26 protein-coding genes and 1 pseudogene are annotated in these 24,582 nt (G+C 55.8%); 18 read left to right on the top strand and 9 right to left on the bottom strand.

What is annotated here, in order from left to right; genetic code table 11:
- Positions 1-27: 27 nt before the first annotated feature.
- The 5 genes from M0Q23_02475 to M0Q23_02455 are packed head-to-tail and all read left to right on the top strand — an operon-like array spanning position 28 to position 4,484.
- Positions 28-1,122 (top strand): pilus assembly protein PilM, encoded by a 1,095-nt coding sequence (locus tag M0Q23_02475; protein MCK9527510.1) that lies wholly within the window; start codon positions 28-30, stop codon positions 1,120-1,122.
- Complete coding sequence (locus M0Q23_02470) at positions 1,119-1,664, top strand: PilN domain-containing protein (protein MCK9527509.1); 546 nt, start codon at positions 1,119-1,121, stop codon at positions 1,662-1,664. The genes M0Q23_02475 and M0Q23_02470 overlap by 4 nt, the downstream gene beginning before the upstream one ends.
- 3 nt (positions 1,665-1,667) lie before the next feature.
- Entirely contained in the window at positions 1,668-2,270 is a 603-nt protein-coding gene (locus M0Q23_02465; protein MCK9527508.1) for a type 4a pilus biogenesis protein PilO, read from the top strand.
- Positions 2,271-2,283: 13 nt separating this feature from the next.
- Positions 2,284-2,790: a pilus assembly protein PilP gene (locus M0Q23_02460; protein MCK9527507.1), complete on the top strand. Its 507-nt coding sequence runs from the start codon at positions 2,284-2,286 to the stop codon at positions 2,788-2,790.
- Positions 2,787-4,484, top strand: a complete 1,698-nt coding sequence (locus M0Q23_02455) for a hypothetical protein (GenBank protein MCK9527506.1) — start codon at positions 2,787-2,789, stop codon at positions 4,482-4,484. The genes M0Q23_02460 and M0Q23_02455 overlap by 4 nt, the downstream gene beginning before the upstream one ends.
- A gap of 85 nt (positions 4,485-4,569) precedes the next feature.
- Here the strand turns inward: M0Q23_02455 and M0Q23_02450 are convergent, their stop codons facing one another.
- The 6 genes from M0Q23_02450 to M0Q23_02425 all read right to left on the bottom strand — a co-directional run bounded on the left by M0Q23_02450 (position 4,570) and on the right by M0Q23_02425 (position 10,768).
- The gene (locus M0Q23_02450; GenBank protein ID MCK9527505.1) at positions 4,570-5,190 is read right to left on the bottom strand and encodes a hypothetical protein; all 621 of its coding nucleotides are present in this window, start codon (positions 5,188-5,190) and stop codon (positions 4,570-4,572) included.
- 285 nt (positions 5,191-5,475) lie between these two features.
- Positions 5,476-8,625: a PilC/PilY family type IV pilus protein gene (locus tag M0Q23_02445; protein MCK9527504.1), complete on the bottom strand. Its 3,150-nt coding sequence runs from the start codon at positions 8,623-8,625 to the stop codon at positions 5,476-5,478.
- A gap of 9 nt (positions 8,626-8,634) precedes the next feature.
- On the bottom strand, positions 8,635-9,159 hold the full coding sequence (locus M0Q23_02440; protein ID MCK9527503.1) for a pilus assembly PilX N-terminal domain-containing protein: 525 nt from the start codon (positions 9,157-9,159) through the stop codon (positions 8,635-8,637).
- A complete protein-coding gene (locus tag M0Q23_02435) occupies positions 9,143-9,859 on the bottom strand; it encodes a prepilin-type N-terminal cleavage/methylation domain-containing protein (GenBank protein MCK9527502.1) in 717 nt (238 codons plus the stop codon). The genes M0Q23_02440 and M0Q23_02435 overlap by 17 nt, the downstream gene beginning before the upstream one ends.
- Complete coding sequence (locus M0Q23_02430; protein MCK9527501.1) at positions 9,856-10,302, bottom strand: prepilin-type N-terminal cleavage/methylation domain-containing protein; 447 nt, start codon at positions 10,300-10,302, stop codon at positions 9,856-9,858. Before M0Q23_02430 ends, M0Q23_02435 begins: the two co-directional genes overlap by 4 nt.
- A complete protein-coding gene (locus M0Q23_02425) occupies positions 10,280-10,768 on the bottom strand; it encodes a GspH/FimT family pseudopilin (GenBank protein MCK9527500.1) in 489 nt (162 codons plus the stop codon). The genes M0Q23_02430 and M0Q23_02425 overlap by 23 nt, the downstream gene beginning before the upstream one ends.
- 426 nt (positions 10,769-11,194) lie before the next feature.
- Between M0Q23_02425 and M0Q23_02420 the strand changes: the two are divergent.
- Positions 11,195-11,302: pseudogene (locus M0Q23_02420) on the top strand (prepilin-type N-terminal cleavage/methylation domain-containing protein).
- A 650-nt stretch (positions 11,303-11,952) separates the two neighbouring features.
- Here M0Q23_02420 and queF read toward each other — a convergent pair.
- Both queF and M0Q23_02410 read right to left on the bottom strand, forming a co-directional pair.
- The gene (gene queF / locus M0Q23_02415; GenBank protein MCK9527499.1) at positions 11,953-12,279 is read right to left on the bottom strand and encodes a preQ(1) synthase; all 327 of its coding nucleotides are present in this window, start codon (positions 12,277-12,279) and stop codon (positions 11,953-11,955) included.
- The gene (locus tag M0Q23_02410; protein MCK9527498.1) at positions 12,245-12,868 is read right to left on the bottom strand and encodes a queuosine precursor transporter; all 624 of its coding nucleotides are present in this window, start codon (positions 12,866-12,868) and stop codon (positions 12,245-12,247) included. The genes queF and M0Q23_02410 overlap by 35 nt, the downstream gene beginning before the upstream one ends.
- A gap of 167 nt (positions 12,869-13,035) precedes the next feature.
- On the opposite strand from M0Q23_02410, the gene M0Q23_02405 reads away from it, so the two are divergent.
- From M0Q23_02405 to holA, 6 genes are all read left to right on the top strand, one after another.
- Positions 13,036-14,166, top strand: coding sequence for a Xaa-Pro peptidase family protein (locus tag M0Q23_02405; GenBank protein ID MCK9527497.1), 1,131 nt, complete (start codon positions 13,036-13,038; stop codon positions 14,164-14,166).
- Between the two features lie 68 nt (positions 14,167-14,234).
- Positions 14,235-14,630, top strand: a complete 396-nt coding sequence (locus tag M0Q23_02400; protein MCK9527496.1) for a glycine cleavage system protein H — start codon at positions 14,235-14,237, stop codon at positions 14,628-14,630.
- 7 nt (positions 14,631-14,637) lie between these two features.
- A complete protein-coding gene (locus M0Q23_02395) occupies positions 14,638-15,459 on the top strand; it encodes a lipoate--protein ligase family protein (GenBank protein MCK9527495.1) in 822 nt (273 codons plus the stop codon).
- 317 nt (positions 15,460-15,776) lie between these two features.
- Positions 15,777-15,968 (top strand): 30S ribosomal protein S21, encoded by a 192-nt coding sequence (gene rpsU, locus M0Q23_02390; GenBank protein ID MCK9527494.1) that lies wholly within the window; start codon positions 15,777-15,779, stop codon positions 15,966-15,968.
- A gap of 81 nt (positions 15,969-16,049) precedes the next feature.
- Positions 16,050-16,703: a TIGR00730 family Rossman fold protein gene (locus M0Q23_02385; protein MCK9527493.1), complete on the top strand. Its 654-nt coding sequence runs from the start codon at positions 16,050-16,052 to the stop codon at positions 16,701-16,703.
- A 67-nt stretch (positions 16,704-16,770) separates the two neighbouring features.
- Positions 16,771-18,153, top strand: a complete 1,383-nt coding sequence (gene holA / locus M0Q23_02380; protein ID MCK9527492.1) for a DNA polymerase III subunit delta — start codon at positions 16,771-16,773, stop codon at positions 18,151-18,153.
- Here the strand turns inward: holA and M0Q23_02375 are convergent.
- On the bottom strand, positions 18,140-18,676 hold the full coding sequence (locus M0Q23_02375) for an NYN domain-containing protein (GenBank protein MCK9527491.1): 537 nt from the start codon (positions 18,674-18,676) through the stop codon (positions 18,140-18,142). The genes holA and M0Q23_02375 overlap by 14 nt on opposite strands.
- 150 nt (positions 18,677-18,826) lie before the next feature.
- On the opposite strand from M0Q23_02375, the gene M0Q23_02370 reads away from it, so the two are divergent.
- From M0Q23_02370 to M0Q23_02345, 6 genes are all read left to right on the top strand, one after another.
- A complete protein-coding gene (locus M0Q23_02370) occupies positions 18,827-19,897 on the top strand; it encodes a branched-chain amino acid ABC transporter permease (protein MCK9527490.1) in 1,071 nt (356 codons plus the stop codon).
- A gap of 93 nt (positions 19,898-19,990) precedes the next feature.
- Positions 19,991-20,866, top strand: a complete 876-nt coding sequence (locus M0Q23_02365) for a branched-chain amino acid ABC transporter permease (GenBank protein MCK9527489.1) — start codon at positions 19,991-19,993, stop codon at positions 20,864-20,866.
- A 199-nt stretch (positions 20,867-21,065) separates the two neighbouring features.
- A complete protein-coding gene (locus M0Q23_02360; GenBank protein ID MCK9527488.1) occupies positions 21,066-21,542 on the top strand; it encodes a hypothetical protein in 477 nt (158 codons plus the stop codon).
- A gap of 162 nt (positions 21,543-21,704) precedes the next feature.
- Positions 21,705-22,895 carry an ABC transporter substrate-binding protein gene (locus tag M0Q23_02355; GenBank protein ID MCK9527487.1) on the top strand — a complete coding sequence of 397 codons (1,191 nt, stop codon included), beginning with the start codon at positions 21,705-21,707 and terminating at the stop codon, positions 22,893-22,895.
- A 109-nt stretch (positions 22,896-23,004) separates the two neighbouring features.
- Positions 23,005-23,784 (top strand): ABC transporter ATP-binding protein, encoded by a 780-nt coding sequence (locus M0Q23_02350; GenBank protein MCK9527486.1) that lies wholly within the window; start codon positions 23,005-23,007, stop codon positions 23,782-23,784.
- Positions 23,784-24,566, top strand: coding sequence for an ABC transporter ATP-binding protein (locus M0Q23_02345; protein ID MCK9527485.1), 783 nt, complete (start codon positions 23,784-23,786; stop codon positions 24,564-24,566). Before M0Q23_02350 ends, M0Q23_02345 begins: the two co-directional genes overlap by 1 nt.
- The last annotated feature ends 16 nt before the right edge of the window (positions 24,567-24,582 follow it).

The raw sequence follows: 24,582 nt of genomic DNA, 5'->3' as shown, positions 1-24,582 counted from the left end.
ATCACCGGACCTTCTGAAGGAAGGCACATGAAGCTGAAGCTTGATTTTCTGTCACGAAAGAAAAAACAGGGTATCGTCGGCATCGATATCGGTTCGAGTTCCATAAAACTGGTTGAAATCATCCATACCGACGGCGGGTACCGTCTCGCCCGCGTCGCGCGGAAATCCCTTGAACGGGGAACCATCAGCAAGGGCCTCATGAACAACAGCTCCGCCGTGACGCAGTGCATCAAAGACCTGATCAAGGAATCGGGCTGCAAGACAAAAACGGCGGCCATGGCCCTGTCCGGATATTCCGTCATCATCACCAAGGCAACCTTCAGGGAGATGGCAGAAGACGAACTGCGCCGGATAATCCGGGACGAGGCCCGAAACTACTTGCCCATCGACAGCATTGAAGATTATTATTTCGACATCCATGTTCTCGGCGCAAACGCGAACAACGCCGAACAGAACGACGTGATCATCGCGGCGGCCAAACACGACGTCATAGCGGAATATCGGAGTGCCGTCGAAAGCGCGGGCCTTCGGCTGGTCCTGATGGATGTGGATGCCTTTGCCCTGGAAACGGCATACGAAGAAAATTATGATTTTTCCGAAGAGGATGTGTTCGCCCTGGTTCATATCGGCGCCGCCATGACCAACATCAACATCGTCAGGGGCGGAAAGTCGGTCTTTACCAGAAACATCCTCATGGGTGGGGACCTTGTCACCGAAGCCGTTCAGGAACGGCGCGGCGGCACCTTTGAAGAGGCGGAGGCATGGAAGATCCGGCGTGCCGGAGAAAGCGACGGCTTCCTTCCCGACGAAAGCCTGCGGGGAGAAAGTCTGGTCATGCTGGCAAATCCTGTCCTGGCTGAAATAGAACGATCCATTGACTTCTTCAACTCATCTCAGGGCCTGGTCTTCATCAGCACGGTCTTCCTGTCGGGAGGCGCGTCATCCCTTCCGGGCATCACGGACGATCTGACCCAGAGACTGCGCTGCGACGTTGAACCCCTGGACCCGTTCAAGGCCGTGGCATACGACGTGAAAACCTTCAACCGTGAATACATGCGGGAAATGGCCTCGATCGTCCCCATAGCCACGGGCCTTGCCCTCAGAAGCGTGGAAGATCTATGATCAGGATCAATCTCATTCCCTATCGTGAAGAGATGGCAAAACTGAGGGCCCGCAAGCTGCTCATAACCTTCGCCGCTTCCTTCGTTATCCTGGTACTCGTTGTGGGAAGCTTCCACACCTGGATGACCCTGTCGATATCGGCCCTTGAAAGGCAGGTCACCGACTCGCGCACGGAACTGGACCGGCTGAAAAAACTCACCGGCGATATCGACAAGTACCGGGAAGACAAGGCCCTGGCGGAAAAGAAACTCCAGGTCATCACCAGCCTCGAAAAAAATCGTGACGAGGGATACCTTCTGTTGAGAGAGTTTTCCCTCACCGTCCCGGAAGGAGATCTGTGGCTTACCCTTCTATCCAAAAGAGGCACGGACCTTCGAACCGAGGGGATGGCAAAAGACAACAGGACCATCGCCCTCTTCATGGAACGGCTGACGGCATCGCCGGAAATCTTGTCGGTAGATCTAGTGGCCGTGCGGCAGGTTCCCTACGCCGGAACGGAGCTCAAAAGTTTCACCCTGACCGGATCGACGATCCGGAGGTAACCCATGGCCATAACCGCCGACGACATCAAAGCGCTCCCCATGAAATACAAGATCCTGATCGGTGTGGTTCTTGTACTCCTCCTGGGGTATTTTTATTATTTTTTCTTTCTCCAGGCGGCGCTGGATAAAAAGGCTTCTCTCACTGAAACACTTGAAACCCTGGACCGCCAGATCATCCAGAGACAGGCCGTCGCCCGTCAGATTGAACGTCACCGGAAGGAAATCGAAGAAATCAATGAAAACCTGCGCCTAGCCCTGGCAAAGCTTCCGGAACAGAAAGATATACCGAGTCTGCTGAGCGCCCTTTCAGGGGCGGCGCAAACGGAAAAACTGGATATCCTGCTCTTCGAACCGCTCAATCCGATATCGCAGGAGTTTTACGCGGAGTTGCCTGTGAAAATGACAGTCCGCGGGAATTACCGGGATATCGCGGCCTTTTTTGATACTGTCTCGCGGCTTCCCCGTATCGTTAACGTGGCCGATGCCGTCATTCGGGGACCCACCCCTAAAGATGCCGGAGGGCCTTTACTGCTCGATGCCGAGTGCCTGATGAAAACGTACATGTTTCTGGAAATGACCCATGACGACCCCCAAAAGGAATCATAAAAGAATATCCTCCATGGATGTTACGATGAACATCTGCATGCCGATTATCGTGACCATCCTGGTTCTGCTGTGGCCGGCCCTTTGCGTCGCGGAAACAGGAGCGATGGAGCAGGGATACGAACATACTTCCGTTGGTATCATTACTGTCGACCCCTTTCTCCCCTTTATGGCCCCTGTCCCGGCACCGGCTGAACGAACGATACCGCAAAGAACCGAAGAGTCGGAACCCCTCGGGGGACCGTTTTTTCGCTCCCCTCTGGAGCTTCTCACAATTCAAGAGATACGATTAGTGGGAATTGTGATCGGCGGAGGCAGAAGACTGGCAATCGTGGAGGACCCAAAAGGAACGGCATACGATCTCTACAAAGGAACAGCCGTCGGTATGGATGAAGGAAAGGTCGTGGAAATCCTTCCTGATCAGGTTATAATCGAAGAAAAGAAAATCGATTCCTTCGGTGAGATCAAAATACAGCAGACAATACTCAGGGTTGAAGGAAACGACCGTAGAGGAACGCTATGAAACGAAGAAGCAGAATTTTTTGCGGCTTGGCGGCGCTGATCGGGATCCTGTTCCTCCTGGGCTGCGCGGGGAAACAAAGTCCGATCGGCACTCCATCACTGGACAGATTTTCCGGTGATACGGTTATGGGACAGGGAATCGATGACGACAGCTCTTCTTATGCCCTTCTTGAAGACATCCTTTTTCAACGACGGGAGGGGAAGGAAGACATCGCCATGGTATTTACGAGGATACCTGAGGAGATGAACCTGTCACAGTTATCGGAAAACACTATCGTCCTCACATTAAAAGACACGGTCAGGAACGAGGGAACCCCGGAGCGATACCTTCCCGGGGAATTGACACAGATACGGGAGGTATCTCTTCAATCTCATATTGACCTGGACCGTCCCTCCCTGGACATTATCATGGAGCTTGCTGATACAGTTCCCTGCCGAATGCACCGCTCGGGATCAACAGTGGTAATTTCTTTTGACACGGCCGCCCGCATGACCTCATCATCCCCCGTATCATCGTCAACAATCGCATCAGGAAACCTTCCCCTGCCGAGCACCGATACAATCAAGACCCACCTTGAAAGTGAAGCCCTCCGGCTGCACGAAGAGGATCCCCCTGAATTCAAGGGAGAACGCCTTTCCATAGTGGTCCAGGACACGGATATACAAAACGTTTTCCGGCTTATATCTGAAGTGAGCGGCTATAATATCGTCGCCTCCGATCTTAAAGAGAAGGTGACGCTTCATATGCGGAACGTTCCCTGGGACCAGGCCCTGGAAACAGTACTGGAGGTGAACGAACTGGGCATGACTACCCGGGGCAGAGTCATAACCGTCATGCCTTTGAAGAAAATGGAGGAAGCCGAAGGACAGCGTCTGGCAAAGAAAGTTGCCGAGGGACGAGTCAGGCAGGTTTCCATCGAAGCCCGGATTGTCGAGGTAAACACCAACTTTTCCCGCGAACTGGGCATCCGGTGGGGCGCGGGAACCACGACTACCTGGGGGGGATCTGAGAACACCAAGGACCTTGGCATACTTTTCGGCAGTTCAGCTCCGTCACTTAATACATCCATGACCACACTACCGAATAATATAGGACTGACAAACAGTAATATCGCCGTCAATTTCCCTTCCATGGCCGCCGCGACGACACCCGCGCTGGGTATCATCGCCGGTTCATCACGCTGGATTCTCGATGCAAAGCTGCAGGCCCTTGAGGAAGTGGGTGACGGCAAAATCATATCATCGCCCAAAGTAACCACGGTTGACAAGGTTAAGGCCACCATCAGCCAGGGGGAGGAATTCGACGTACAGATAACGGGTGCGGACGGCGAATTAACGACGAAAACGATACGTGCCATACTGTCGCTCGATGTCACCCCGCAGATCACCGCCGAGGGCAGGCTCTCCCTGGATATAAATGCACAGAATAAATATGCCGACTGGGCCAGGGCAGGAGACGGAGGCATAGTAGGCCCTCCCATAATGACAAGCGAGGTCCAATCCAAGGTCATAATCAATGACGGCGACACCATCGTAATTGGAGGAATTTACAAAAGTGAAGACACGAAGGGCGGGTCGGGTATTCCGGGGCTGTCGAAAATTCCCATCCTTGGCTGGCTTTTCAAGGAACGTTCATTCCGCAAGTCACAGATGGAACTGCTTATTTTTATTACACCGGTGATTCTCGATGGATAGATCATACGATCCGGGCAGAACCGAACGGGTTGTATCATGATGGACACTGGAAAAAGACCGTAAGAATATGATCTTCCTTCGCGGTTTATTCAAGTGTCATTTCAAGCTCAAATATTTTAGTGACCTTCGTGCCTTCCGAATTCTCAACGGCGGCTCCGAAAAAGATCGTCCCCTCCTTTTGGTCCTCCGAAGGCGTAAAGATAATTTCACCACTCCTTTCGTCAATTATCATTCCCTCTACGAACGGCTGCTCCAAGCTGAAGGTTATGTCCATACCGTCAGGATCCTCGCCGACCATTCGCAGGGGGATCGACTCTCCCGACCTTATGGGCAGACGGGCTGGCTCCAGACTCAGCGTTGGAGGTTCGCTGTGAATTGCCGCCACGGGGCTTTCAACGGAGAAGCCTTGCCGATCCTTATCGTAGGGAAAAACGGAAACCGAAACAAGATCCCTCACCTGAAAGGGGAACAGTTCGAGGCTGTTATCGTCGGATTTCTTGACGGTCCGGTAATTGACTTTCCATTCATACAAATAGTGCAATCCACTGGGGCCGTCATCCGCGGGAACAACCACGGCCTTCAGGACATCCCGCTTTGTAGGCGTGGGAGGCGTCAGAAGGACCCGTCGAATCATGATCCTGTCATCAGCCTTCGAAGCATTCGTCACTCGCATGTCGCCCCTGGCGGCGGCACCTGTTTCGGTCACCTTGCCGCCTGAAGTCTCTCTAAAATCCGGAGGATGCTTGTCGGAAGTCCTGAATGAGGACCAAGAGAAAAGCATTAGCGCAACAAGAAGCATTGCCAGGCCCCCAAATGCTGCATGAGTTCGAGAAATCAAGGATTTCAGCCCGGCCTTCTTCCGGGAATCAGTATCGGGCGTCCTTGAATTCATCCCCGGGGGATGCTCTTTCCCCGATGATGGTCCGGCCTTAAGGCTGGGGCGGCGCTTCATCATGCGGCTTATCGATTCTTCAGTCTGTCCGGTCGTCCGTCACCGTATCCGACGGTCCCACCAGTAAAGCATATTCGTACGACTTGAGACCCCGGGCGGGGTTATATCCACCCGTTGTGTGCTGGCCGACATGCCATCGCCGCCGCTTGTAGTAACATAAAGATCAGGGCTGCCGCTGCCGTCGGGACTCAGGGACAAGACAGGGGCTGAAGGGATACCCACGCCTACCGCCATACTCCGCGTCGGTGTGCCGTCCTTCTTCAAAGCCCCGCCGCCGGTCGTCCCTTGAACGGCATAGAGCTCCGCCGATCCACCCTGCTCGCAGGGATTATCTCCATAAGCAGGGGTAAAAGTGGTGAAATAAACGATACCGCCGAAAACGGTGGGGTCGGCAAGCAGTTTTTCCCCTTGTCCCGCGAACTGGATCCGGTATCCCGGTCTACCCGGGCCTGGATTATAGGTTCCGGAGGCCTGCGTAATGTTGTCCAGATCGCTTATAGCGAAGGTGCCGGTCCGGTCGTTGTCCTTGACACCGTAAAAATGCTCCTGAGCGTTTGCGGCAGTGGGATCAGTCTTATCCCCTGTGCCCCAGTACACCCAAAGGTTGCCTGTGCTGTCCCGAGCCACTGCGGCAGAGGTATAAATCGGCCGTATCTGACCCGACGAAGCATTGAAAAATATACTTCCGGCCCAGTCATTGGCGGAGCAATCCGGCATATCGACACCTCTGCAGAATTTGAAACGCCACATATTCGCCCCAAGGTCTCCAACGTAGACCGTGTCGATAAATCCGTCATTGTCTGTGTCCACTATGGCCGGCGGGGCGGCAAGGCTGAAATCCATGCCGATGTTATCCGAACGGGTGTAGCTCCAGAGAATAGAACCATCATTCAGATCGACTACGAAAAAACCCTTCCCGCGCGGGTCACACCCGGAGGCCTTGCAGTTGCCCGCGTTGTAACCGGCTCCCACAAAACCCACCCATTTCTCGACTTCCTGGCCGCCTTCCCTGTAGCGGACCCGGCCGGGCATCATTTTACTCCAGGGATCCCCAACATAAGGGGCTCGAGCGGCGTCGGGATCGAAGCGCCACATAAAGACCGGATCAAGTGAATCGTTGAGGTCGAAGGCCCAGAAACCGCAGTAGAAGGGCGTATCCGTCGAATAGATCGGACTGAGACCGGCATCACATGAAGCGGAAGAGCTCCAGGAGACATCCACCGCTCCTCGTCCCTGGCCAAAGATAAGTACTGTTTTCCAATCGGCAGTTTTCGCCCTTCCGTCGCCCGTACCAAGCCAGACATCGGCTACGGTGACGGGACCGTCGACAAAATACTGATGGGACAGTGATGTCGGGTGGCTGCCATGGGTCATGAGTCTGAGCTTCGTCAGAAAATTAGGGGGGACAAAACTCCACGCTTCCGTCCCGTCTCCGGTTTTAAAAGCGTGGAACTGGCCGTCGTTGGCTCCCGCGACTATGAGCCGGTTTCCCGCTACGGAACTTCGATGGTGGGAGGTTCGGTGGGCCCCCCACTGGTTATTGAGGTCACGCTTGTCTTCGTAAAAAGGAGAAGGAGTACCTACCGTAATGGGTGTGGATCGAAACACGTCGCCCAGTTTCCACACCTGCCCCAGAGCGTTCTGCTCGGGGTTGTAGGTCTGCTCGCCCCGGACGTAGCCCACCACGCTGTCCCGCAAAGCATCCGTAGTAACGCCCACATCGGCGGCGGTGATGTTGGCCGCAGTAAAGCCCGTCAGAGTACCCCCTTTGACGGTGAAAATAGTCCTGTCGGCAGCCGGCGTGGACTGGAGAATCTCGCCGGAGTCCCAGAGTACGCTCCCTACCGTTCCATCGGCGTTGATCTCATATTTCCTGAGGTGCCCCTTCCAGAATGAATCGTTGTCCACGGGCTCAAAGGAGCCTTCGTAGAGGTGGTTCTCATCGGCTATACGTACGGATTGAACTGAAGACTGGGAGAAAGAATAATTCGCCTGGCGGATAATGCTGATCGCGGTTGTGAGCGCTTCCGTGAGCTGCGCAGCATTGGAAGCCAGAAAAGCGTATCCCCGGAGGCTCTTTGTCCCCGGATCGTTTACTGTGGATGAGGGACCGCAACTCGTCCACAATGAAGGATCGTATCCGCCTGTGTCGCCCATGTTCTCCACATTGGGATTTTCCGTTCCCCCGTAATAGGCCATCCAGTTAAGAGTATTGAGGTCCACCTCGGGCATGTCGGCGCCGAATCCTATAACGAAAACCTTGTAGCCGTCGTCGTGGAGGGCCTTGGCCCGAGCCACCGATTCCCTCCGCCGCCGGTCCATGCCGGGCTGGTCTTCCTGGCCGTTTCCATTGCAGGCGAATGTATCGGCGCCGTCGGAAATAAGAATAACGAACTTTTGTCGACATTCGGCGGCTATGTCGCCTGCCTTGTGGGCGCCAAGGTATATTTTGGCAACGTTCAGCGAGTTCGCCAGAGGCGTGCCGCCCCAAGCCTTCGCCGCTCCGATTGAATAGGTGCCGGTGCTGGAAATGTTGCAGCTTGTGTTGCTGTTGCAGTAGATCTGGCTGTACCGGGAGCCAATGTAGCGCCGGTTGCCGCCTGAACCCGGAATCTGTATGCATCCGCTGGTATAGCTGGTTTCTGTTTCGGAGCCGGCATTGCAATCATAGAACTGCATGTAGCCGAAACGGACCCCCAGGCTTCCCTCGTCAGCGTTATTTATCGTTCCATCGCGGGTGTCGTCCAGCAGGCTGAACAAAGCGCGTTTCGCGATGGCAAGACGGGTGCAATCGGTGCTATAGCCCGCTCGGGACGAAAAGTAAAACGGTCCGGAACATTCCGCGTTTGACCATGTGGGCGTGTACATATCATACAGAGCGGCGCTGTACGAATAGCCTGAAAAGGGATAAGCCCTGCAGAGCCTGGCATGACCCGATCCGCTGGTCGCATAATAGGGAGCGTTCTGGCTCCCGCAACTGTAGGACGTGCTGGTGTACATGGGTATTCCCCCCGGAGTCCAGAGCATGCTCCCCGAAAGATCGAGAACGACGAGGGCATCCGGTGAAACCGAATTGGTGAAGAGCGCCTCTTCTCCCTCTGCCGGCTGCGCCGCCTGCAGGGTATGGGCCCCCAGGGCCACAAGTGCCGTAACGGTGCAGGCGATGAATATGCTGCGTATGTGTCTCATGACAGTTTCCTACCTTGAAATGGTTGAAATATCGACGGGGCCAAATCCCAGGCCGATTTCGATCTCCGCCTTCGCGTCATGACCGGTACTCCTTCCGATGACGGTCACCTTTAAGCGTTGCTGCCCCCACGATTGTCCGCCGCCTATCGAGTATCCTGTCATGGGAAGAAAGGGATGTCCCGTAGGCGGCGTTACCGGATCGCCGTGATGGTACATCGATGTGGAGTCCGTGTCGGGATCGGCCTGCAGGTACCACAGCCCGTCACTGTGTTGAATGGCGTTGAATGTCCCCGATGTTATGGCGTTGCCGGCTGACGGGTCGTAGCCCCGAATGAGCCGGTGAATTCCCGATTCAGCGGCGGCCAGCGCTTTTTTGTCGGACACCGCCCTGGCACTGACCTGGAGATCGCCCGTGGAAAGCCGTATGACAAGCAAGCCCAGTGCCAGCAGAATGGCACAGGCGATGATTGCCGTCACCAGGGCGATGCCTCGTTCAGAACCCGCCTCTTGTATCTCCTCAAGGTATGATTGCATGGTTTCTTGGTATGACGCTGGTTGCATAAATCATGCGTTTTCTCTTTCTCGTGATGAGGTCGATATCTTCCGTTTCTACCGCCAGAACAATCTCGATGCGCCGGATGTCCGGAATTGTCCCCGGGAGACTGCCCGCGGAGATTTCCATCCCCGTGCCGTCATAGTAACGGAATAGGGGGATGTTCAGTGTCCCGTTTATAACCCTGACGGCGCGGTGATTTCCCGGCGAAGCGCCGAGAAAAGGCTGACCGGAACCGCAATTGGTTGCCCGGGTAATGAATTGCTTCGCTTCGTCATAGTTGTAACGGATCATCTCGTTCGGGTTTCCCAACGCCCCGTTCCCGGCACTTCCGTCGGCACTCCCGCGTATGTCCATCTGAACGGTAATGGACGTGGCAGTCGCTTCCTGTATGCCGCGATAATCCTGGTTTGATGACGGGTCTCCGCAGACGCCTGCTCCCACGGGAGGATTGACCCAGAGATCGGGCGTATAGTTCGGGTTGAAGGAAGCCATGGCTATTTCCATGGCCATCAGGTCCAAGGCAGGCTTAACCGCCTGCTGGGCGTCTACACGACGCTCAATTCCTGTTGAACTTTTCTGTACGGAATTCACCGCTCCATAGAGGGCGGTAAGAAGAATCATCATCACCGCGATCGTTACCAGCAACTCAACAAGTGTAAAGCCGCGATCATGTTTCATTGGTCCGAACACCCCGAAGGAAATCGAAAACTTTCCTGCCTTGTAACCATTATGCTCTCCGATATCCCATCGTGACCAGGCCAGGCGACGGTAACCGTGACGCGCCAGATTTTCGTTCCAAGGCTTGAAATTGTGGTGGTTACGTTAAAAGTCATATCACCCGTATCACCCGGCAGGACCGTGGTATGACCGCTCACCGGAACCGCTGCCGGGGTCGTACCCGGAGTAACCGCGTTGCAGGGGTTCATAATCCAGAGCTCCCGGCGCTGAAGTTCCTGGTGGAGAATACCCGCCGCTCTCCCCATGTAATCGGCCCGTGCCGACGTTTTCCAGGCAGCCGGCTGCAGTCCCAGGATGGCCATGACGGCTACCGTGGCGATGAAAATGGCAATCACCACCTCCAGCAATCCCAGACCCCTGTTATTTCGTGGAATACAACACATGAGATCTTCCGGTAATATTTATGGTTATGGTTGCCTTGGAATCGCGGCTGTTCCTAACGGTAATCGTACCCGGACTCACCGTTCCGCGAGGTTGAAAATAGATACGGTCCGAATTAAAGGTGGTGGTGGACACCGACAATCCACTGTCAATTGAAGCCAGATCGCGTTGCACCGCTGGATCAGGAGCGTCACAGGACGGGGTGTTGATGGTATATGTCGAGGATCCCTCCTCGAATTGCATGCAATATTTTACCCCCTCCGCCACGGCCCTCTGCCTGCTCAAAGAAATATCGGCCATCAACGACCCGCCCGCTGTCTTGAGGTTCACGTTACGCACGTACTGCTGCCAGGAGAAGACCACCATCCCTCCAATAATCCCCATGATGGCTATGACAATAAGAAGCTCGATCAGCGTGAAGCCTCCGGTTCCGGACTGTTCGTTTGTTGTGCCGCTTCGTATCGCCATATCACACACCTGCAGTCAAGAAGCATAAACCGCACCGGGTATCGACGGGAAGCCGGCGCGCAACACCCGGGTAAGCCTTTTTGACGTCAGTATAGTTGAATCAAATCAGCAAGGCAAGACATCCGGAAGGGGCAAAGAGTGAAAGTATTCACAGGAGCATACGAAAGGAACAACCCCCTCGTGATCCGTGAAAATCACGGGTACGATCCGTAAAAATCACGGATCGGGGCTCCTCCATGGTGGCATTGTGGAGGGGTGTGCCGATTTCACACCCCTCTATCCCATTGGTATTGCTGGCGTTGCCGTGAGGACGGCCCGGAACCATCGACGACAGGCACAACAATTGCTCTTTCCGTACCGTAGCGAAGCGGGGATATTCCCTCCCCCAATCACAAAAAGAAAACAAACGAGGAGGAAAACATCATGATGCAAGCAGTCAACAAGAAAACAAGTCAGAAGGGTTTTACCCTGATCGAGCTGATGATCGTCATCGCCATCATCGGCATTCTCGCGGCAATCGCAATCCCGCAGTTCAATGCGTACCGGGTGAGGGGCTTTAACGCGTCGGCCCTCACGTCGGCGAAGAACGCCTATACGGCTTCCCAAGCCTTTTTCAGCGATAACCCGGGCGGAGAAATTGACGACATTGCAGACATTTCAACTGCCGAGTATGGTTTCGTTCCTACAGCGTCCGTTACGACGACATGTGCGGGTACATTAAACGACCTTGAAATCACAGCCCAGCATACAGGCTCAGAAAGGATGTATACGCTTGACGAAGCCGGAACGGTTTCACACAATCAGGAGTGAGGAAGCTGACCGGGGAATGAGCAATCAACGGGGGATGTCCTGGACGTATTGACGTAAGCAGTTGAAAACATCCCTCGACCGGGAAAAGCACGCGGGAACGGATAATCATCCGTTCCCGTTTTTTTGACTATGGGGACGTTCTTGACGTGTGAACGCAAGCCGGAGCGGAACACTCGCAAACAATGACGGCTTTGTAAAAAGCTCCCTGCGGTACGGCGCGCACATCCTTAAGGAATGAGGCGTACTGTGCTCTACGCCGCAGTGATGAAGGAAAGAGCGCAATCAAGCATCCGGTTCTCGTGCCGGAGACATGCCTCCGGCACCATTTTACGAAGCCGTTTTACATCGGATGTTTTCGCCGTTGTACGAGTTCTTCAGGGATAGGCCACCCTTACCGTAGTGTAGATTCCCCCCCTGACGTTGAAGGTTCCCGTGATGACCGCCCGTTTCGGCTCAACGGCCTCGACGAAATCCCGCATGATCCGGTTGACGGCTTCCTCATGGAAGATTCCCCTGTCGCGGTAGGCATTGAGATAGAATTTCAGGGATTTCAGCTCCACAAGGCGGTCGGCGGGCACATACTCGATGACCATCTCGGCGAAGTCCGGCTGGGACGTCATGGGACAAAGGCAGGTAAACTCGGGGAACCTCATGGTAACCTCGTAGTCACGATCCTTGAATGTGTTCTCCAGTGTTTCCATAATACCTCACAAGCAAATAGCACAGCGGCGTGTCCAGAACGGCGATGACCACCTTGACCAGGTACTGGCTCCCGACCATGGTGGCGATATCCGCCCAGGCATAGAGACCGCCGAAGGCAATAGTGATGAAGAGGACCGTGTCGATCCCCTGGGACAGCACGGTGGACGCCGTGTTTCTCAGCCACAGATGCCTGCCTTCCGTTTTGTCCCGCCACCAGTGGAACGCCCAGACGTCATGTGTCTGGGACACCAGATAGGCGATCATGGAGGCCATGACGATCCGCGGCGTCGCCCCAAGGATGGCGTCCCAGGCTTCCCCGTGATCCCAGAAGGGTGCCGCCGGAAGCCATCGGGCGATACAAAGAGCCAGCACCATAAAGAACGACATGTAAAAGCCGGCCATGACCAGGCTTTGAGCACTCTTCTTCCCCTGCACCTCCCCCACCACGTCGGTCACGAGGAACGTCAGGGGGTAGAGAATGATGGCGGCCGGCAGCAAAAGCCCGCCCACGTTGATTATCTTCGTTGCCAGGATGTTCGACAGCAGGAGCGCCGTAATAAAAAAATATTTCAACAGTCGAATATTCAATCCGGCTCGGTACTTTCTTGTTGAAAGATGTGAAAAAATAGTTTTAAAGTTTCAGAAACGTAGCATCAGGACAGGAACAGAGTCAATGTTTTTCCGTCCGGCGTACCAACAAGCGAGTGTTCCCGACCACGGAGCGGCCCGCGAGAAATTTCCGGGGAGATTTTCCCATGACCGAAGAACAGCCTGCCCGTGTCATCAGCGAACTTTCACGGTGGCTTTCCCGCCTGGAGAACAGGAATCGTACGGCACGGCTTCGATCCTTCATGGACGCCGAATCCATCGACGGAATGCTCTTGACAAATCTTTTGAACATCCGCTATTTCTGCGGGTTTTCAGGCAGTGAGGGGCTTCTCCTGGCCCATGGGGACGGTATGACCCTGCTGGTGGACGGCAGGTACACGGTTCAGGCGGGCCGGGAAACGACGGGAGTCGACATCAGAGAGGTTACAGATATGATGGGCGGTCTTGTGGAGTTTCTGTCCCGGGAAACCATCTCAAAACTCGGCTTTGAAGCTTCGGCCCTCACCCATGAACGGTACCTCGCACTCAGCCGGGGATTACCCGACGGCATCGAGCTGGTTTCTTTTTCCGGAACCGTCGATAGCATGAGATCCCGCAAGGATGCCGGAGAAATCGGGCGTTTGAAGACGGCCGCCGCCATGGCCGCCCGAGCCCTCACGAAAACGATCGAATCAATCAGGCCCGGCATGCAGGAACGGGAGTGCGCAGCCCTGCTGGACTGGAATCTGGTCATGGAAGGAAGCGAGAAGCCCTCCTTCGACACCATCGTCGCCTCCGGACCGAACGGCGCGCTTCCCCACGCGCGTCCCGGTTCGCGTCGCATGGAAGCGGGGGACTTCATCGTCATCGATTACGGGGCCATATACGAAGGCTATCACTCCGATGAAACCTGCACCATTGCCCTGGGCTTCGTCACCGATGACCGGCGCAGAATCTATGATACAGTCCGGTCAGCTCATGACAGGGCCGTTGAAGCCGTCAAACCCGGCGTGTTATGTAAAGACATCGATGCCCGGGCGCGCGCGTACATCGACGACGCCGGGTTCGGCAGATATTTTGTTCATGCCACCGGTCACGGCATCGGCCTGGATGTTCACGAGGCTCCACGGCTGTCCGCCGCGAGCGACCAGCGGCTCGAAGAAGGCATGGTTGTAACTGTTGAACCAGGCATCTATATTCCCGGGGTCTGCGGGGTGCGAATCGAGGACATGGTCCTGGTCACCGCCGACGGATGTGAGTGCATCACCGAAATGTCCAAGGACCTTTTGATACTGTAGATAAGGGGACGGCAAACCGTCCCGGTGACCGGCCGCTTTCAGCGCCGATGTTTTCAAGGAGGTAGTGCATGTCATATCCCGACGATCTGCTGTACTCGCGGGATCACACCTGGGCTCGGGTTGATGACACCATCGTCACCATCGGAATCACCGATTTCGCTCAGGAAAGTCTGGGTGAAATCCTCTCCATCGACCTTCATCCAGTGGATTCGCCTGTGAAGCAGGGTGAACCCTTCGGGGTCATCGAGACAGACAAGACGACGGCAGAACTGATTTCTCCCGTTTCGGGCGACATTATCGGCATCAACGAAGATATCTTCGACGATGTGGGCGTTCTGGAATGTGACGTCTATGACGCGGGATGGCTGATCTCTGTTGAAATCGATGATCTCGGTGAACTTGACAGCCTCCTTGACGCCGACGATTACGAGGAGCTGGTCGACCAGGCCCTGGGGAGGAGATAAACGGCCGGTGGAGTCCTGGAGATTGCTGCCCCTGGAAGAACTTGACGGCAGCGAGAACATGGCCGTTGACGAGGCGGTCCTCAGGGAAACCATCCTCAGGGGAGGTCCCCCGACGCTGCGATTGTACCAATGGCGGCGTCCGGTGGTCACCATCGGCTACGGGCAGGACATCGACAGTGACGTCAACCGTCCCTTCTGCCTGGAGCACGACATCGACATCGTCCGGAGACCCACAGGAGGCAAGGCCGTCTACCATGAAGCGGACCTCACCTACGCCGTGGTGGCCGCCCAGTCATGGCCGCCCTTCACGACGGATGTGGTGACAACGTACCGGGTAATTGCCGACTGCCTTATCGGGGGCCTTGAAAAGATCGGCATCAGGGCCGGCCTGGCCGAGAGACGGCATCCTTCACGGACGGACCCCCTGAAAAGTTGTTGCTTTGCCGTCCCTTTCCGCAATGAACTCCTGGTGCATGGGGCAAAGATATGCGGAAGCGCCCAGTTACGGGCTCACGACTGTTTCCTTCAGCACGGTTCGATCCTGATTGATTTCGATCCCTCCATGACCATGCGGGTGCTGTCGAAGAACTCTCCCGACGAACACGAGTGGATCGATTACCTGAACCGGGCCGTAACGTCCGTTCGACGGCAGGAAGGCCGTTTCGCGGGAGAAGAAATCCTTGCCCGCTGCATCAGGGAAAGTTTTGAGGAACGCATGGAGATCAGGCTCCGGCCGGGTGCGCTGACACCGACCGAAGAATCATTGAAGCAGGAGCTTCTTGAGGGTAAATACCGGACAGAGCGATGGAATCGAGAGGGTCGCCTGTAACGGATCGAGTACTTTTTCGTTGTACCGGGGGAAAAAATAGTGTATATAATTTTCTTCCCGAAAGGGGGTTTCTAGTTCAGACATTGTCCTCCCCCGGCATCGACCGCAGAACGCTGGAAGGGTCAATCACGGAAGCGGAGGAAGGGCAGTGCCCGTAAGCGACAGGGGCGCTGTCCCGAGCGAAGGAGAGTGATACGGGTTTATAGAACAGGGGTGGTAAACGGCGCATGAGAACGCGTGTGCCGTTCTGCCCCTTTTTTGTATCTGATGCCGACAACCGCCCCGCGGGGGCAAACACATACAAAGGAGGATACTCTTTGGAAGTACGCGTAATCGACAATGACGTTGAAAAGGCCTTGAAAATCCTGAAAAACAAGCTGTCCAAGAACGGTTTCTTCAAGGAACTCAAACTCCGGAGGGCCTATGAAAAGCCCTCGGTAAAGAAAAAAAGAAAAGCCCTTGAGGCCCGCAGAAGAATGGTGAAAGCAGCCAGACGGCGAAGCCGCTGAACTGTGTGAGAGCCTTTCCGGGCTCCGGACACAGGAATACCCCGTCACGCGCGGGCAGCGCCCCATCCTGAGGAGGCGGTCATGATAGAGAAGCAATATGTCGTCGACGCGATCAGCATCGAAGAATCGTGGCGGCTGTTTCGGATCATGGCGGAGTTCGTCGAGGCCATCGAGGAGCTGTCCGGCATCTCCCGGGCCGTGAGTATCTTCGGATCCGCCCGCACCGGACCCGATGACACATATTATCAGACGGCGGAGAAGCTCGCCGGCCTGCTCGTCAAAAGCGGCTTCAGCGTCATCACCGGCGGCGGTCCGGGCATCATGGAAGCGGCCAACAAAGGTGCCGCCGAAGCCGGAGGCATTTCGGTGGGACTGAACATTCGCCTCCCCTTTGAGCAGGTACCGAACCCCTATGCCAACATCGAACTCGATTTCAAATATTTTTTCATCCGCAAGGTCATGCTGGTCAAGTATGCCGTGGCCTATGTCATACTTCCCGGGGGATACGGGACCATGGATGAGCTTTTTGAAGCTCTCACTCTTATTCAGACAAAACGGATCAAAAGTTTCCCCGTCATTCTCATGGGAAGCGGCTACTGGGAAGGGCTCCTGGAATGGATGAAGGAGCACATGCTGAAAGATGACAAGATTCTGAAGGAAGATTTCGACCTGATCCAGGTCATCGACGATCCCGCCGACGTTGTGAAGGTAATCAAAAAATACGTTATCGTCTGATCGTCTCCGCCGCGCGGCCGTCGGAGTGAAATCCGGATACCCCCGTCCGTCCCGAAAGAAAAGGCTCATGAGCGGAATGATTGACCCTATCCTGGACTCCATAAAACGGGGAGGAGAACTCTCCGCCTGTCTCCTTTACGGCGAGGAGCGCTTTCTCCTGGTCGAAGCCCGCCGACGCATCGTACACGCGCTTCTGCCCGAAGGAGCCGACGACCTCAACTGCTTCAGGTTCGAAGGTGAAGCCGTTTCTGTCGACAGTATCTGCGAGGCCCTTGTCACCGTGCCCCTCGTTCCGGGCAGAAAAGTGATCGTCATTCAGGACACGACGCTCTTTGCGTCCAAACCGTCCAAGCCGTCACTCCCGGAAGATTTTCTCACTCTCCTCGAGGACAATGCTCCCGCAGCGGCACGGGCCTTCATGAATCTTCTTGAACCCACGGGATGGACCCTGGAAGACCTGCGCGACGGAGGATGGCGGAAGGTTCCGGACGACGAGTGGGATCGTCTTTTCGCCGGCAGCTCCGTGAACGATTATGCTTCGGTGCTTCCAAAGGTTATCGCTCTCTGCCTCGCTCTGGATACCAGGAACACCCTCCAGACGGGGGACGTCGAGCGCCTGGAGCGGCTGATCGACGAAGGTCTTCCCGCCGGAGTGACGCTGATTCTCACGGCCACGGCCGTGGACAAGAGAAAAAAGCTTTTCAGGATACTCTCGGAAAAAGGAACTGTTCTGCACTTTCCCCGTGAAAAGAGTGAGGCCGCCCAGAAAAACCAGGTCTTCCGAAGAGCCAGGGAATACCTCGCGGACCGGGGGAAAACCCTGACGCCCGAAGCAATGGCGCTCCTGGGCGGGCTTACGGGTCTTGATTACGGCGATGTTTTCGGCGAAATCGACAAGCTGATAACCTACATCGGTGACGAAGGTTCCCGGATCGACAGGACCGACGTGGAGTCAGCCATCGCCTGGACCCGGGAGGAACGGATATTTGAGCTGACCGAAGCCGTGGTGGAAGGAGACCGGGGTCGGGCGCTGAAAGCCTTCAGACGACTCATGGAGCGGGGTGTGCATCCCCTGGTGATGCTGGCCATGCTTGCCAGGGACGTGCGGTTGCTGATGCAGGTCCACCTCCTGTCAGAATCGGGAGCGGTCTCCCTGGGCGGCCGGATGCCGGCCTACCGGGAATTTCAGGATACCGTTCTTCCCGCTTTGTTGAAACGGACGGGCCGGGAGAAAAAGGGTTCCGCCCTCTTGACGGGGCAACACCCCTACGTGATCTACAACACCGTGAGACAGGCGGGCCGTTTCTCCTGGAGCGAACTCCTCCGGTATCTCGATATGCTCATCGACACCGATCTTGCCCTGAAATCGACCGGAACCGACGCGGGTATTCTCATGGAGCGGCTGATTCTCGACCTGTGCGGGAAACGAGGCCGGGCTAAAGCTTCCTGACGGCCCGGATGGTTTTACGCTTCCGCTTCGACAGTCTGCGGGCAGGACCCTTTTTCCTGGTCGTCAGGCTCACATCCCGCTGATCTTCCTCGTCCCCCTCGAAGTGATGGTTATCACGAAGCGGCGGTTCGTCACCCGGGTCCATGAGCCTTACTTCAAACTCCGGCGACGAAAGAGAGACGCCTCCGGACCGCTCCGCGTACATCGCCACCTCCCGGTCGGAGCTGACCACCACCAGTTCCGACCCTCCCGCCCGCCGGCACAGGCGTTTTATCACCTCGTCAGCCCGTTCTCCGCGGCGGGAATAAACGATATGAACGCCTCCTTCATCCATGTGCTCCTCGCGGAAGGAGCCCTCCTCCCACCCGTCAAAAACGACGGTAACCCTGTGACGCCTCTTCCTGTTGTACTTCACCAGCTCCGTCACCAGAAGATGCCGCCCCGCTTCGAGGCTGATCCTTTCGGCCTCTCTCAGAAAATCGGATTGTCGTATCAGGTTGTACCCGTCAATGATGATATGCATGCCATGAAAACCTTCGTCTCACGGGAGAAAAGCCGAGGATGAATGTCTGTTGTTTTCCATAAAAGCATGGTAATGTACAGTTCAAAAATAGCCGCGTGGTTATTCCGAATGTGATATATCGAGCCCGGCGATTCCTGTGAGGTGTGGCCTATGGATATGAAACGTGACTATTACGAGGACATCGAACTCTTCAGTAGCGGTACCATTCTTTTCTGGACCATCGCTCTCCTGGCCGCCCTCATCATAGTCCCGCTGTTCTGCTCCACCTACCATGTCTACCTCTTCAATCTCATGCTGGTCCATGTCATTCTCGCCGTGGGACTGAACATACTCGTGGGTTCAACGGGCCAGATCGCCCTGGGCCATGCCGGATTCTTCGCCATCGGGGCCTACATGACGGTGCTCCTGATGACGAAGCTGCAGATTCCCTTCTGTGCGGCCATCATCGCCGCCGCGTTCGTGGCGGCTTTTTTCGGCTTTATCCTGGGCCTGCCCGCCCTCCGGCTTGAAGGACCTTACCTGGCTATCGCCACGCTCGCCTTCGGCCTGGCTATCATGCACGTGATCGGACACACGGAACTCTTCGGCGGGCGTCAGGGCATGCTCGCGCCCCCACTGAATATCGGCATACCGCAGTTGGGATGGAACTGGGTTCTGAAGACGGAACTCAGCAAGTACTATCTCATACTCGCTGTCGCGGTCATCATGGTACTGTGCGCCGTCAACATTCTGAAAACACGGGCGGGGCGGGCCTTCGTCGCCATCAGGGACAGCGACATCGCCGCCGAGGTCATCGGCATCAACCTTACCATGTACAAGACCCTTGCCTTTGCCGTGAGTGCCTTTTACGCGGGAATCGCCGGAGGACTGTTCGCCTTCGTCCTTGGATTTTTTGATCCCTTTACCTTCCACCTGATCCTGTCGATCATATTCCTCGTCATGGTCGTCGTGGGCGGACTGGGGTCGGTCATGGGCTCAATAGCGGGAGCCACACTGATTACCTACCTCATGTATGACCTGTTCAAAAACATTGATGAAGTCCCTGTCATAGGGGGGATCCTGCTGAGCTTTTCCCGGAAGTGGCTGACCATTTCGGGAATGGATAACGTCAACCTCATTGCCCTGGGTCTCGTCATGATCGGTATTATCATATTCGAGCCTCTGGGAATATTCGGCGCCTGGATACGCGTCAAGAAGTACTGGAAAACCTGGCCCTTCTAGGAGGGGCGGGATAGCGAGCTGCGACATAGATTTTTCTCGTCGCCGTCCCCTGGACACAGGACGGACCGGGGATTCAGCAGAAAAGGGGAAACCATGCCGTTTGGGCAGTTGTTGATCGAAGGATTGGCCATGGGGGCCTGTTACGGTCTTTTCGGGCTGGCAGTGGTCATCATCTACAAGACATCCGATGTAGTCAATTTTGCCGCCGGCGATATGGCCATGTTCTCAACCTTCGTGGCCTTCCATGTGCTGGCCGTCACCGGCCACCCGTTCTGGGTCGCCTTTCTCGTGTCCCTCCTGTTCGCCGCCCTCCTGGGTGTCTTCGTGGAGTTTTTCTTTCTGCGGCCGGCCAAGAACCCTACGATCGTGGGTCTCATCGTCATTACCATCGGGGCCCAGCTGCTCCTGGCAGGCCTGGCGAGCTGGAAATGGGGCGCGGAACAGCAGGCCTTCTCCATACCCTTCTCCTACCAGATCACCTACCGGATTATGCCGGGGTTCGTCATCAGCCAGTGGGCCATAGCCGTGTTCGTCATTGCGGCCCTCATCATGACCTTCCTCTACATATTCTTCAAGCACACGAAGATGGGGACCGCCATGCGGGCGACGCAACAGAACAAGCATGCCGCAAAAATCATGGGAATCAAGACGGAGCGGGTGTTCGCCTTTGCATGGGCCTTCAGCTCCGTCATCGGTGTCACCGCCGGAATGCTCATATCGGCAAAGACCATCCTGGATCCCCAGTTTATGATGGAACCCTTTCTCCGGGCTTTTGCCGCCGCCGTTCTGGGCGGTCTTATGAGCGTACCGGGCGTTCTCATAGGCGGAGGAATCATGGGATTGATTGAAAACTTTTTCGGCTACGCCTGGCCTGCATGGAAACCCATAACGGCGTTCGTGGTCATCGTCCTGGTTCTCTGTATCCGCCCCAGCGGGCTTTTCGGGAAACACTACGTAAAGAAGGTTTGAGAACTTGGACAGAGTCGAAATACGTCCCGTCCAGGTCGCCTCTGTAAAAATTTCGCGGGCAGGGCGCGCGCAGTCCGGGGAAGAAGGCGTGCTGCGAGACACGCCCCGCTGACGAAAGATACCGCGCGACGAAGCATCCGGTTATCATGCCGGATATCATGTCTCAGGAAACGTTTGACAACGCCGTCGGGTTCAGCCCGTGAAAGCACAGTACCGTCGAAAGATAAACATCAGCATCACATCAGCGCCGACGATCGCTCTTTTCCTGGTTGCGGCCGTTCTGATTCTCTCCGGTCCGTCCTTCAGTGAGCCGTCGAAAGATCCGGAGGAAGCGGCGGTTCTTCAGGCGGCACGGAATTTTCTCGATGCTGAAACAAGCCGGGACTTCAAGGCCGTGTACGCCTGCCTGGCCCCGTCGTCTCCCTATACCGACACGCATAGCTACGATGATTACCTGCGGGAAGCCCTGGCAGCGGAAGATCATGTCGTTGACTACACCATTGTCGGGGTTACCTTCATCCAGGACAATGACGACCGGGAGACATGGCCGTCGGTGGAAAAGTTCGCCCAGGTCGAGGTGGATGTGGTATACTTGCACCTGCCCACGAAACAGATATCGGAAATCAATATAGGATTTATTTTTATCAGAGAAGGCGGCCGGTGGTATAAAAGTTGACGGCTCCATCATGGTTTTCCTCAGAGTGAGCCGCGTCACCTTTTTTTGCAGGACAGCGTCGGATGGCAAGGGGTGTGAATGTTCGCTTTCAGACAATCCCCGCGGCACGCTGAAAGCGATAAAGAAAAAATCGGTGCAAGCGTCGATAAAAGGAGGGAAAGTATGAAGACGAAAAGAATTCTTGTAACACTGCTCGTAACACTGTGTGCCCTGTTCCTTCTCGCCGATTACGGGTTTGCCCAGCGAAACCCGGGATTCGATGACAAGGAGATTCGCATCGGCCAGTGGGGTCCCCAGACGGGCCCCGCGGCCCCCTGGGGTTCTGTCGCCCGGGGAAGCAAACTTCTCTTTGAAATGATCAATGAAGATGGTGGTATTCACGGGCGACAGATACGCTACTTTATCCGTGACGACCAGTACAACCCGTCCCAGACCATGGCGGCGATACGGGATCTCGTTGACCGGCAGGGTATCTTCGCCGTGGTAGGCGGTGTCGGAACGGCCTGCGGCCTTGCCGTGCAGGCATACCTGCAGCAGAACCGGATCATATGGACGGGCATAACCTCCGGAGCACGGGTGTTCCATGACAATCCCTGGCTGTGGAACATCTGGCCCGACTATTTCGACGAGGGGAGCCTTCTGGCAAAACATGCCGTGGAAAACATGGGCTTCACCAGGGTCGCTCTCTTCTACCAGAACGATGACTGGGGCCTGGACAATCTGGACGGGGTCAAGGCGCGGCTTCATAAGAACAATCTCGACCTGTCGGCAGCGATTCCCGTGGAACCAACCGAGCGGGACCTCTCCTCGCAGATAGCGCGGCTCCAGGCCTCGGGTGCTGAAGCGGTCATCGGCATCATGGCTCCCACCCAGGCGGCCATCGCTCTCCGGACGGCGGTTTCAATGGGGTTCAAGCCTCAGTGGCTCTTTACCTACAACCTCTGTGACTTCGCCCTTATGAGCCACATTACCGACGGCCTGTGGGCCAGGGAAGGCGTGATCACGGCAGCCTTCACGGACCAGCCCCTTTCTGAAACGCCCTTGATGACCAGCTACCGTGAAGCCGCCGCCAGACTGGCACCGGAAGAGCGGTGGGGGGTTTTCTACATGGCCGGCATCGTCGTTGCCGAACCACTGGTATACGCCCTGCAACAGGCGGGCAGGGACCTGAGCAAGGAGGCCGCCCGGGATGCCCTGAACTCGATAACCGACTTCCAGGGAATCGGTCCGAAAATCACCTGGCGGGAAGGAAACCACCGGGCCCCCCGGATGCTTCAGATGTGGCAGTGCGGACCCAACGGGGAAACTATCGTCGTTCAGGACTGGTTTGAAAACGAGTTGGTTCGCGAATAGGCGGACCGACCAGGCATGCCGGAACCGGCGGGGCCGGTCTCAGCGGTCCCGCCGGCATTCCGGAACCACGCCTGTACCACCATTTCCCCCTGCAAAGGACACAACCTTCATGGCGTATTTCAGCATTGAAAACCTGACCATCAGTTTCGGCGGTCTGCGAGCCGTCAATAACGTCAGCTTCAGTGTCGAGCAGGAAGAGATTTTTTCAATCATCGGCCCTAATGGATCGGGAAAAACCACCATCTTCAACCTCATCAGCGGCATCTATCGACCCGATGCGGGGAGGGTCCTCATGGGAGGGGAAAACCTGGTGGGGAAGACTCCCGATCGCATCGCCAGGCGCGGAATCGCCCGGACCTTTCAGAACATCGAGCTCTTCTCAAACGCCACGGTCATGGACAATCTCATGCTGGGCAGGCACATTCACATGAAAACGGGAATCTTCAGCGGCGCCTTCATGTTCGGCAAGCGATCGCCGGCGGCCCGGGAGGAGGTTCGTCACCGGGAAAAAGTTGAAAAGATAATTGATTTTCTTGAACTTCAGTCCGTGCGAGATCAGTATGTGGGCAGCCTTGCCTACGGGAAACGCAAGCTTGTCGAGGTGGGGCGGGCGCTGGCGATGGAGCCGAAGGTGATGTTGCTCGACGAACCCTCGGCAGGCATGAACACCGAGGAAAAGGATGATCTTACCATCTGGATCAAGGATATACGGGAAGATTACAAGGTAACGATTCTGCTGATCGAGCATGACATGAACATGATAATGGGTATTTCCGACCGGGTCTTCGCCATGAACCAGGGACAGGAAATCGTTCTGGGCACTCCCCGGGAGGTCCAGCAGCACCCGGAGGTGATACAGGCCTACCTCGGAGAGGGGGAAACCAGCTGATGCTCAAGGTCGGCAACATCGAGACCTGGTACGATCTGATCCGGGCCCTTCACGGGATTTCCTTCGAAATCGGCAAAGGGAACATCGTGGCGCTTCTCGGCTCAAACGGCGCAGGGAAAACGACAATCCTGAAGACGATCATGCGACTCTTCTACGACGCCAAGCATGAACAGCCCGAAAAGGGCTCCATTGAATTTATGGGCGAGCGTATCGACCGCAAGAGAACCGACCAGATCGTCAGGATGGGCATCGGCTACGTTCCGGAAGGTCGTGAAGTCTTTCCGGAACTCACGGTCCTCGAAAACATAACGATAGGCGCCTATACGAGAAAGGACAGGGACGGCATCAAAAATGACCTGGAGAATGTATTTCATCATTTCCCCATTCTCAAGGAACGGATAAACCAGCAGGCGGGCCTGATGAGCGGCGGGGAGCAGCAGATGCTCGCCATCGGCCGTGCACTCATGAGCCGACCCAGGCTGCTGATGCTCGACGAACCATCCCTCGGCCTCTCGCCGCTTCTGACCCATGAGATATTCAGTATCATACAGGACATCAACGAACAGGACGGCGTCACCATTCTGCTCGTGGAGCAAAACGTCAACATGGCCCTCAAGTACTCGCATTTTGCCTATCTTCTTGAAAACGGCCGGATAGTCAGGGCCGACAAGCCGGACGTTCTCCGCGAAGATGAGGACATCAAGGAATTCTATCTCGGCATCGCCACCGAACAATCGGTGAAGGGATACAAACGCTACAGGAGAAAGGTCCGGTTCCGGTAGTCCGCGAGAATCGGCT

This window comes from Syntrophales bacterium (assembly GCA_023228425.1).
In the GTDB taxonomy this organism is placed as follows: domain Bacteria; phylum Desulfobacterota; class Syntrophia; order Syntrophales; family UBA2210; genus MLS-D.
This window is presented reverse-complemented; position numbering and strand designations above follow the sequence as displayed.

Coding starts and splice junctions, on each gene's coding strand:
- M0Q23_02475 (MCK9527510.1), top strand. CDS start 28: ATGAAGCTGAAGCTTGATTTTCTGTCACGAAAGAAAAAACAGGGTATC.
- M0Q23_02470 (MCK9527509.1), top strand. CDS start 1,119: ATGATCAGGATCAATCTCATTCCCTATCGTGAAGAGATGGCAAAACTG.
- M0Q23_02465 (MCK9527508.1), top strand. CDS start 1,668: ATGGCCATAACCGCCGACGACATCAAAGCGCTCCCCATGAAATACAAG.
- M0Q23_02460 (MCK9527507.1), top strand. CDS start 2,284: ATGGATGTTACGATGAACATCTGCATGCCGATTATCGTGACCATCCTG.
- M0Q23_02455 (MCK9527506.1), top strand. CDS start 2,787: ATGAAACGAAGAAGCAGAATTTTTTGCGGCTTGGCGGCGCTGATCGGG.
- M0Q23_02445 (MCK9527504.1), bottom strand. CDS start 8,625: ATGAGACACATACGCAGCATATTCATCGCCTGCACCGTTACGGCACTT.
- M0Q23_02440 (MCK9527503.1), bottom strand. CDS start 9,159: ATGCAATCATACCTTGAGGAGATACAAGAGGCGGGTTCTGAACGAGGC.
- M0Q23_02435 (MCK9527502.1), bottom strand. CDS start 9,859: ATGAAACATGATCGCGGCTTTACACTTGTTGAGTTGCTGGTAACGATC.
- M0Q23_02430 (MCK9527501.1), bottom strand. CDS start 10,302: ATGTGTTGTATTCCACGAAATAACAGGGGTCTGGGATTGCTGGAGGTG.
- M0Q23_02425 (MCK9527500.1), bottom strand. CDS start 10,768: ATGGCGATACGAAGCGGCACAACAAACGAACAGTCCGGAACCGGAGGC.
- queF (MCK9527499.1), bottom strand. CDS start 12,279: ATGGAAACACTGGAGAACACATTCAAGGATCGTGACTACGAGGTTACC.
- M0Q23_02405 (MCK9527497.1), top strand. CDS start 13,036: ATGACCGAAGAACAGCCTGCCCGTGTCATCAGCGAACTTTCACGGTGG.
- M0Q23_02400 (MCK9527496.1), top strand. CDS start 14,235: ATGTCATATCCCGACGATCTGCTGTACTCGCGGGATCACACCTGGGCT.
- M0Q23_02385 (MCK9527493.1), top strand. CDS start 16,050: ATGATAGAGAAGCAATATGTCGTCGACGCGATCAGCATCGAAGAATCG.
- holA (MCK9527492.1), top strand. CDS start 16,771: ATGAGCGGAATGATTGACCCTATCCTGGACTCCATAAAACGGGGAGGA.
- M0Q23_02375 (MCK9527491.1), bottom strand. CDS start 18,676: ATGCATATCATCATTGACGGGTACAACCTGATACGACAATCCGATTTT.
- M0Q23_02370 (MCK9527490.1), top strand. CDS start 18,827: ATGGATATGAAACGTGACTATTACGAGGACATCGAACTCTTCAGTAGC.
- M0Q23_02365 (MCK9527489.1), top strand. CDS start 19,991: ATGCCGTTTGGGCAGTTGTTGATCGAAGGATTGGCCATGGGGGCCTGT.
- M0Q23_02355 (MCK9527487.1), top strand. CDS start 21,705: ATGAAGACGAAAAGAATTCTTGTAACACTGCTCGTAACACTGTGTGCC.
- M0Q23_02350 (MCK9527486.1), top strand. CDS start 23,005: ATGGCGTATTTCAGCATTGAAAACCTGACCATCAGTTTCGGCGGTCTG.
- M0Q23_02345 (MCK9527485.1), top strand. CDS start 23,784: ATGCTCAAGGTCGGCAACATCGAGACCTGGTACGATCTGATCCGGGCC.